General features: G+C 72.2%; 7 protein-coding genes and 2 pseudogenes. 3 read left to right on the forward strand and 6 right to left on the reverse strand.

What is annotated here, in order from left to right:
- Positions 1 to 620: 620 nt before the first annotated feature.
- Positions 621 to 1,103: pseudogene (locus FNQ90_RS27105) on the reverse strand (MarR family winged helix-turn-helix transcriptional regulator); the annotation flags it as partial.
- Positions 1,104 to 1,203: 100 nt separating this feature from the next.
- Here FNQ90_RS27105 and FNQ90_RS06700 point away from each other — a divergent pair.
- Positions 1,204 to 2,370 (forward strand): annotated as a pseudogene (locus FNQ90_RS06700) (PP2C family protein-serine/threonine phosphatase); the annotation flags it as partial.
- 56 nt (positions 2,371 to 2,426) lie between these two features.
- Here FNQ90_RS06700 and FNQ90_RS06705 read toward each other — a convergent pair.
- The 5 genes from FNQ90_RS06705 to FNQ90_RS06725 form a co-directional block, all read right to left on the reverse strand.
- Complete coding sequence (locus FNQ90_RS06705; RefSeq protein WP_323379811.1) at positions 2,427 to 3,584, reverse strand: serine hydrolase domain-containing protein; 1,158 nt, start codon at positions 3,582 to 3,584, stop codon at positions 2,427 to 2,429.
- Positions 3,581 to 4,570: a DUF6895 family protein gene (locus FNQ90_RS06710; protein WP_228470926.1), complete on the reverse strand. Its 990-nt coding sequence runs from the start codon at positions 4,568 to 4,570 to the stop codon at positions 3,581 to 3,583. Before FNQ90_RS06710 ends, FNQ90_RS06705 begins: the two co-directional genes overlap by 4 nt.
- Positions 4,567 to 5,562, reverse strand: a complete 996-nt coding sequence (locus tag FNQ90_RS06715) for a DUF6895 family protein (protein ID WP_182605421.1) — start codon at positions 5,560 to 5,562, stop codon at positions 4,567 to 4,569. Before FNQ90_RS06715 ends, FNQ90_RS06710 begins: the two co-directional genes overlap by 4 nt.
- 127 nt (positions 5,563 to 5,689) lie before the next feature.
- Entirely contained in the window at positions 5,690 to 6,421 is a 732-nt protein-coding gene (locus tag FNQ90_RS06720) for a hypothetical protein (RefSeq protein ID WP_182605422.1), read from the reverse strand.
- A 10-nt stretch (positions 6,422 to 6,431) separates the two neighbouring features.
- Positions 6,432 to 6,614: a hypothetical protein gene (locus tag FNQ90_RS06725; protein ID WP_182605423.1), complete on the reverse strand. Its 183-nt coding sequence runs from the start codon at positions 6,612 to 6,614 to the stop codon at positions 6,432 to 6,434.
- 460 nt (positions 6,615 to 7,074) lie between these two features.
- On the opposite strand from FNQ90_RS06725, the gene FNQ90_RS06730 reads away from it, so the two are divergent.
- Positions 7,075 to 7,734: a TetR/AcrR family transcriptional regulator gene (locus tag FNQ90_RS06730; RefSeq protein WP_228470927.1), complete on the forward strand. Its 660-nt coding sequence runs from the start codon at positions 7,075 to 7,077 to the stop codon at positions 7,732 to 7,734.
- A 100-nt stretch (positions 7,735 to 7,834) separates the two neighbouring features.
- A complete protein-coding gene (locus FNQ90_RS06735) occupies positions 7,835 to 8,047 on the forward strand; it encodes a hypothetical protein (RefSeq protein WP_182605425.1) in 213 nt (70 codons plus the stop codon).
- Positions 8,048 to 8,204: the final 157 nt, after the last annotated feature.

An 8,204-nucleotide genomic window follows, 5' to 3' on the forward strand; every position in this document is an offset into this window, starting at 1 on the left:
GGGGCCCGGTCGAGGCGTTGGGGGCCCTGCGGGAGGTGATCATCGAGCGATTGCGGCAGGGTTGAGGCCCGTCCCCGGATGGGGGGATCCGCCCCGTCCGGAACTCCCGGGGGCTTCCCGGGGTCCCCCCGGGAAGACAGTTGCCATTTGACAACTGTATCGTGTGGGCAACACTGTGGGGGCGCTCCGACCCGCCGGCCCCGCCGTCGCGGTGCGGGGGTCCCGCCCACCCGTCATTCGGGGCCGGGTCATTCGAGAACAGCGTGGGAGCGATGGAGAGTGCCGAGAAGCCGGGGCTAGGCCGTCCGGGCCCGCCGTCCCGCCGTCGGGGAGGCGTCGTCGGCCGCCCGCACCCCGGCGCCGAGTCCCGCCCCACCGGTCGGGGAGCGTCTTTGTGCTCGCGTTCCCTCGGTCCGTGTCGGATCACCGGAGCGGAGCCGCTGCTCCGTACCGGAAGCCGATCCACCGACGCCGTTTCCCGGTGCGTCCCCCGGGGACTCGCGCACCATCTTCCCCGGCCGTCGGGCCATGCCCTCGCCCCCTTCGCGCTCGACCGGGTCGGCCGGGTCACCGATTCCCGCCCGGTCCGCGCCTGCGGGGCCGAGCGCCGCCCCCTCCCGTCCGGTGGAGCGGAGCCTGGAGACGGATCCACCGTCCACCGCGTCGCGGAACGCCGAGAGCCCCGCCACCAGCGCCCGCTGCTCGGTGGGGGAGAGCGCGGAGATCGCCGACAGCAGGGTCTCCTCCCGGCGAGCCCGCAGATCCCGCAGGTAGGAGCGCCCGTGGGGGGTGAGCCACAGTTCCAATTCGCGCCGACTCGTCGCGCTGGGCATTCTTTCCACGAAGCCCACCGCCTGCAGGCGGTCGCAGAGTCTGCTCACCGACGAGGGGGCCGCCCCCAGAAGTTCGCCCAGGGTGCGCAGGTTGATTCCCTCGTCCCTTTCCAACACGTAGAGCACCCGCAGTTGGGAGGAGGACACCGGAGCGGTGGGCGCGGCATCACGACCCCGCTCCCATAGCATCTCCAACAGTTCGATGACCTCGGACGCCGCTCCGGCGGCGTCGAGGGCTCGACGGTGGGACGATGCTGGATTCACACGCATAACTGTGGCACTCCCGGTAGGCCCTGTCACCCCTGACGCCCGGCCGGCGGCCCTCCTCGCACCATCCGGCATGTTTTCTTGAGAAAGCGGTTGTAACACGGTGGACAGATTCACGGCTGTGGAGCGGGCCCTGCGCAACGCGCCGCCCCACGATCTCCTCGCCGCGGCCCGTGAGGCGCTGGGCCGGCATTACTCGGCCACCGCCATCGAACTGCTCATGGCCGACTACGGAATGAACACGCTTCACCCGCTCGGCGCCCCGCCCTACACATCGGAAACCGTTTCAGCCCACACCGGTGCCCCGGGACGGGCCTTCGGCTCGCAACAACCCTACATCCCCGACGCCGTCGGCTCGGAGGTGGCCACGCTGCACCTTCCGGTCACCGTCCGGGGCGATCGGATGGGAGTGCTGATCCTGTGCCTGCCCGCCGAGGAGTGCTCGGACGAGGTGGTGGCGGAACTCCGGGAGATCTCCGAAATCCTCGGCCACGAGATCGTGGTGGCCGAACGTGACACCGATGTCTATCTCCAGGCCCGTCGCGCCGAGCGGCTCACCCTCGCCGCCGAGATGCAGTGGCAACTTCTGCCCGGTCGTGCCCTGAGCCGGCCCGAGTTCGATCTCGGGGCCCAACTGGAACCGGCCTACGCCATTCACGGCGACAATTTCGACTGGTCCACCTCGGCCGACCACCTCACCCTCACCGTCACCAACGGAATGGGGGAGGGCATCGAGGCTGCCCTTCTCACCAATCTCTCCGTCAACGCCCTGCGCAACGCCCGCCGGGCCGGTCTCGATCTCCAGGACCAGGCGTACATGGCCGATCAGGCCCTGTACGGTCAGCACGGCGGGCGCTTCCACGTCTCGGTGTTGTTGCTGCGCTTCCACCTCGCCACCGGAGAGGTGGAGATCGTCGACGCCGGGTCACCCCGCATGTGGCGCCTGCGCGAGGGCACCGCCGAGCCCGTCGAACTCGAGGCACAGCTGCCGCTGGGCATGTTCGAGGACACCGTCTACGCCGTCCAGCCCTTCAAGGTGCTGCCGGGCGACCGTCTGCTGTTCGTCAGCGACGGTGTCTACGACGTCTCCTCGCCGGTGGGGGAGCGCTACGGGGACAAGGCACTGGCGCGCGCGCTGACCAGCACCCGCCTGCTGCCCCCCTCCCAGGTGCCCCGCGCCATCCTCGGCGAGCTCGCCGGGTACCGGGGGCGCCCGCAGTCCGACGACGACGCCATGATCCTGTGCCTGGACTGGCACGGTCGCCCCGGCCCCGGCCCCGGCCCCGGGAGCGAGGCGGACGGCGAGGCGGACACGGCGGGACCGGCTCAGGGAAGCGCGTCCAGCAGGCCCCGCGCGGCGGCCGGGAAGGTGTCGTTGAGCCGGAATCGGCGGGTGCACACCACGACCAGGGCCGTCCCCGTCCCCGGACGGAATCCCAGGAACGCCTGTTGCCCGCAGGTCGCCCCCGCGTGGAAGAGCACCGGACCCCGGGGGCCCTCCTCGCGAAACCAGGTGACGGTGTGGGTCCGCTCCCCGCGTCGCCCCCGCCGCAGCACCGGCGTGCGCACGGTCTCCAGCGCGGCGGCGGTCACCGGATCGGGCGCCCCCGCCGGGCGCAGGTGCAACTCCAGCAGGCGCAGCAGGGAGACCGGATCCCCGCGCACCGCACCGGCGGCCGGGAAGCCGCCCATGAGCAGCGGCGGCACCGGCGTGACGCCGTCCCGTCCGTGACCGACCGCGTCCACCGGCCCCCGGGAGGGGTCGGTGCCCGGAGCGGGCGCGGTCCCGACGTTCACCACGCCCACCCGGCGCAGAGGTGCCAGGACCCGCTGCTCCAGCGCCCCTTCCCAGGAGGTGTCACAGGCAGCCCCCAGCGCGTGCCCCAGGACCGCCGCGCCCAGGTTGGAGTAGCGCCACCGGCTTCCCGGAGGTCGACGGGAGCGGTGTCGGGCGAAGGCCTCCAGCACCCGCCCGGTCGAATACCCCGCGTAGGGGTTGGTCGTCCGGTGCCGCAGGGCTCCCGGGTACAGGCCGACCGGCAACGGGGGCAGGCCGGAGGTGTGCGTCACCAGGTGCAGGAGGGTGATCGGGTTCGGACGCGGCGTGCCCCCCGGGGTCAGGAGGGCGTGCGCCGGGGTGGACCACCGCACCCGACCGGCGTGCACCATCGCGGCCAGCAGGAGTCCGGTGAGGGTCTTGCCCGCCGATCCGATCTCGTAGCGCAGCACCTCGCGCGACACCGGGGGCGCGGGGGCGGTGCCGCCCGTGCACACGGCCCGCTCCCCGCGCCGGGACCAGGCGACGACCACGTCGGGGGCGTCCACCGCGTCCACCGCCCGGGCCAGCGTCTCCCGCACCCCCGTGTCGGTGGCGGGCACGGGGTGCGCCGGCTTCACCGGATCGGGACGGGGCGACCGCCGCCGGGGAGCCGGCGCGGTGTCCGGTCCGGCGGCACGGCCGGTCTGCGCGGACACGGTCCTCACGCCGGCTCCCCGATCAGCGACCCCATGGCCCTGGAGGTGGCCAGCACGGACGCGAACGCGGCGACCAGGGTGGGGTGGTAGACCTCGTCGAAGATCTCCCGCCCGTCCCCCTCCGGCAGCGGGCCCTGCGCGGGCATCGCCCCGTCCGGTGCCTGGGCGGCGGCGAAGGCCCGCCAGACCTGGTCCTCCAGGGCGGGCCGGGGCAGGCAGGCGTCGACGACCAACAGTTCGCCGAGCAGGTCCCAGTGGCCGATCTCCAGCCAGTCGTCGGTCCACGCGGGAAGCCACCGCGCCAGGTACTCCGCGATATCGGTGGGCAGACCGTCCGGGTTCTCGCCCCAATCGGTGAGGTGGAAGACGGTGTGGGTGATGCCGTATCCGATGTGCAGGCCCACCGTCCAGGGTTCGGGAAGACGTCCCAGCCAGGTCGCCCCCACCGCCTCCCCGGGGTCGATCGAGGCGGGCAGACCGAAGCGCCGTTCGAAGGCCGCCAGACCCAACCGCCGCACCGGCAGCGCCTCCAGCGCCGCCCAACTGTCCAACCGGTGGGTCAATCGGGCGTTCTCCTCCACCTCCGGTGAGGAGTACCCCAACTCGCGGAACGGTACGTAGATCTCGAACGGGATCGGTGACAGCGGCTCCTCCCGCTGCATCCAGGCCAGCAGTCGCCCACCGTCCAACTGCTCCCGCCAGGCATGGTCCAGCAGTTGCCGGGACCGTGCGGCCTGCCGGGAGCCGGCCACCCCTTCCCGGAACAACACCTTGCCGATCAGAGCGAGTTCACCGATCGGCTTGAGCCGGTCGCGAACCTCCCGGTCGGGGGTGTCCGCCTCGGGGCGGGGATGGAAACCGTCGCGGTGCCGGTGCAACCAGGCCACCGCCCGGTCCCCGACACCGTGGATCAGCGCGGGGTCGGCCGGGACGGGGCCCGAACGCGGGTCGGGACGTGCTCCGGGCCGTGGCTCGGGTGGAGGGGTCTCGATCATGTGTCCCGCCCGTTCGGGTCGCCGTGGGATGTTCCGATGAATGTCCCGGGGCGTCCGCCGCCGGGCACGTTCCGGGAGGGGGCCGCGGCCCGCAGCCGGGACGTGGTCAGCGCGGCGGCGAAGGCCGCCGCCAGCGTCGAGTGGTAGCTGTACGCGAAGGTGGTGTCCGGGTCCTCGTCCACCGGACCGGTGCCCTCCTCGGGCAGTGAGCCGTCCGAACGCCGGGCCCGCCCGATGCTCTCCCAGGCCGGCCCCAGGTGCTCCACGTCCGGCGGTCCGGGCAGACTCGCACCGACCGCGAGCAACTCGCAGGTGAGGTCCCACTGGCCGGCCTCGACGCAGGCGTCCAGCCAACAGGGCAGCCACGCCCCCAGGTACGCCTCCAGGTCCTCCGGCATCCGATGGGGGGCCCGTCCCCACTCCGTGATGTGGAAGACGGTGTGGGTCAGGTGGTATCCCGATCCCCGGTCCATCGTCCACGGTTCGGGAAGCCCGCCCAGCCACGTGCGCCGCAGCGCCGGTTCGAACGCCCCGTGCGGGGTCAGTCCGCTGCGTCGTTCGGCGTCCAACACACCCAACCGGCGGTTGGGCTCCTGCTCCGCCAGCCGCCAGGAGCGGGTGGCGCACACCGAGGAGGCGAACTCCTCGAAGCCCGGATGGCGCAGTCCGGCGCCGGCGAAGGCCGCGTAGACCTCCAGCGGGTAGGTGGCCGCGGGCTCCTCCCGGAAAATCCGCAACAGCGTCATGCCCTCGCGCACCTGGCGCCAACAGAAATCGAGCAGTTCGCCCGCCAGGCGATGCACCTCGCCGCTCGGATCGGAGACGCCGAGAATGGATGAGGACAGCTGGGCCAGTTCCCCCACCGGTTTCATGGTCCAATTCGGATCCACATCCGGATCGGTGATGTCGTCGGGGAGTTCGAAACTCGTTGAATGGCGGTGGGTCCATTCGAGTGCCTCGAGCGCCAGGCGATCGGGGAGATAGCTCCTCATGTGCTCTCCGAAACGATTACCGGAATCGGTCTCCGGGTGCTCTTCCGAGGTGCTCCCCGGTCGTTTCCCCCGACGCTCGCCCCACCGGTTTCCCCACCGGTTCCACCGGTGCTCCTCCCGGCGTTCCTCATGACGGGGCACCCTCCCCGCCGCCGGGGTCGGTCGCGCGCATCCACCGCGCGGCATGGGTGTGCAGGGCCACCCGTGGGTCGGCTCCGCCCATGTGCAGGACGAAGTCCAGTCCCGTGTCCAGGCCGAGCGTTCCCGGTGCCCCCCGGACGGCCGCCAACCACCGGCCCGCACCCGCCGCCTGGAACCAGTCGCGGCGGCGCACCGCCCGCACGAACCCGCGCGAGACGTCCAACGAGCGCCGTCGGGCCACCTCCGCCACCGCCGAATCCGCCTCGGGCACGGCCAGGGCCCCGAGCACGGCGAGCTGGTGGGTCAGGCGTTGCCAGGGAGCGGACTCCAGGTCGGAGACGTCCGGTTGGGCGGTGGGCGGAGCCCCCGTCGGCCGCCGCCCGCCCCTGTCGGGGACGCCGTCGGTCGAGGTCAGGCGCAGCACGGTCCGCTCCATCGCCCAGTGGCTCCAGACGGTGGCGGACGAGGCGTCCGGCCCCGGCGGGTAGGTGCGCATCGCCTCCCGGACGAGCGCCAGCACGGGCTCCTCCGGCGGGCGGCGCAGCAGCGTGGTGGGCAGCAGCACGTCGGCTCCCAGCGCGCGGACCGCCGCCACCCGCAGAACGGCCTCGTCACCTCGTACGGCGCCCGCCCCCGCCACGGAGCGGTGGTCCCCGTCCCGCAGGACGGAGACCACCTCCGAAGCAAGGTCGTGGATCGCGCCCGACAATTGCTTCATATCCGCCTCGTCAGCCCTTCTTCGGCCGGGGGGTCGGCGGGGAGAGCAGAAGCGCCCCGGCGAGCAGCAGGAGCGCCGCGCATTCACGGGAGTCACGGAAGACGCCGTCCGCCTCGGTCGGATTCAGCGCGGCCTCGACATCGGTCTCCAGGGTCTTGTGGAGGTCCCGCGTGGTCGACTCGGTGGAAAACATTTTCACCGTCCTATCGGAGGAAGGGTTTGTTGCTTACGACTCAAGTCCAACCCGAGTCGGGGAAGGTCGCAACCGCTCCCGGACGGAATCGTGTCATTGAATTCTGAACATGGAATCCTGGCGCGGGGGAGATTCGATTGAACATCCAACGGAATTTCCCAAAACCGTCCGGTGTCAACGCTTCTGACTCCTTGTCGGTCGGTCGACCGCGTCCTCGGTGCCGGTGGTCGGGAACACCGGTGGCCCCGGCCGTGCCGCGGGCCTCGCCGGTTCTCGCCGGTCCGTCCGGAGCGGATACGAATGGGCGCGGGGGTGATGTGCACCCGGTGCTAATCCTGCACTCAGGGCAAACAATCGGGGTGAACACCCGGGTGAACATCGAGGGCGACACGTGCCGACGTGCCGGGCGCTCCCGGGACCACCCGGCCCGGAACCACGGAGACGGGAAAAGGGAGTGACGATGACCCCACGGGCGGCCTCGCGGGAGGCGGGGAACGGACCGACGGAGCATCCCGGTGGAACGCTGTGGGACACCCGGCGCCGCCGCACCCACCGGGACATCCGCCGCGCGGCCCGCGAACTGGCCCTGGAACGCGGCGTGGCCGCCGTCACCGTGGACGAGATCGCCACCGCCGCCGGGGTCTCCCGCCGCACCTTCTTCAACTACTTCCGGAGCAAGGAGGACGCCCTCCTGGAAGCGCCGCCCGCCCTCGCCCCCGACGCGGTCGAACGCTTCGTGCACGCGGACCTCCCTTTCGGGACCGCCCTCGCCGACCTCCTGCGCGGCCACGCCCGCGACATCGTCCGCGATCCCGACGGCATCGTCACGTCCCACCGCCTCGTGACCGGGAACCCCGAACTGGCGGGCGCGCTGCTGGAGATGTTCGCCGAGGCCGAACGCGCGCTGATCTCGGTGATCGAACGCCGCCTGGCCCGCACCGGTGAGGACATCGACCCCCGCCTGGCCGCGGCCATCACCGGTTGCGTCATGCGCGTGGCCGTCGAACGCCGCGTCGCGACGATCTCCCCCCACGCGGCGGGCACCACCGCCGATCCCGAGACCCTCGTCACCGAGGTGGACCGGGTCCTGGACGGCATGCGAGCCGTCCTCGCCCGCTGAACCACCCCGGATCCCACCGAGGACGCCCCCGCTCCCGCGCACGACCTCGACGGCATACCCCCCCGATGTGTACCGGCGTCGATGGCGGGTGCCGGCCGCCATGTGCACCAGCCTGCTCACCGTCATGCTCGCCAACGGCAGCCTCAACCCGGCACTGCCGTCCCTGAGCACGGACCCGGGTCTGACCACCCTCCAGCAGACCCGGGTCATCGACCTCTGCTCACTGACCTTCGCCGCGCTGCTGTTCACCGCCGCCACAGTCGGCGACCGTTACGGCCGACGCGTCGTCCGGTCCCACAGCCGAGGAGGGTGAGAAGGCCGGGACTCCGGCCTGACCCCGCCGTCACTCCTCAAAGGTGCCCGTCTGTCCGGCAGGGAGGCGGGCACCGTCGTGTGAACGGAGCCCGGCGCGCCGTCGGCCACCGTCACGCGCCGTCCGACCGCCCCCGGTCAAGGGCGGACCCGAGGAA

The organism is Streptomyces alkaliphilus (genome assembly GCF_014141535.1).
Classification (GTDB): Bacteria; Actinomycetota; Actinomycetes; order Streptomycetales; family Streptomycetaceae; genus Streptomyces; species Streptomyces alkaliphilus.

What these genes read in the sequence shown, in the direction of transcription:
- FNQ90_RS06715 (WP_182605421.1), bottom strand. Translation starts at nt 5,562, where the DNA reads ATGAGGAGCTATCTCCCCGATCGCCTGGCGCTCGAGGCACTCGAATGG.
- FNQ90_RS06730 (WP_228470927.1), top strand. Translation starts at nt 7,075, where the DNA reads ATGACCCCACGGGCGGCCTCGCGGGAGGCGGGGAACGGACCGACGGAG.
- FNQ90_RS06720 (WP_182605422.1), bottom strand. Translation starts at nt 6,421, where the DNA reads ATGAAGCAATTGTCGGGCGCGATCCACGACCTTGCTTCGGAGGTGGTC.
- FNQ90_RS06725 (WP_182605423.1), bottom strand. Translation starts at nt 6,614, where the DNA reads ATGTTTTCCACCGAGTCGACCACGCGGGACCTCCACAAGACCCTGGAG.
- FNQ90_RS06710 (WP_228470926.1), bottom strand. Translation starts at nt 4,570, where the DNA reads ATGATCGAGACCCCTCCACCCGAGCCACGGCCCGGAGCACGTCCCGAC.
- FNQ90_RS06735 (WP_182605425.1), top strand. Translation starts at nt 7,835, where the DNA reads ATGTGCACCAGCCTGCTCACCGTCATGCTCGCCAACGGCAGCCTCAAC.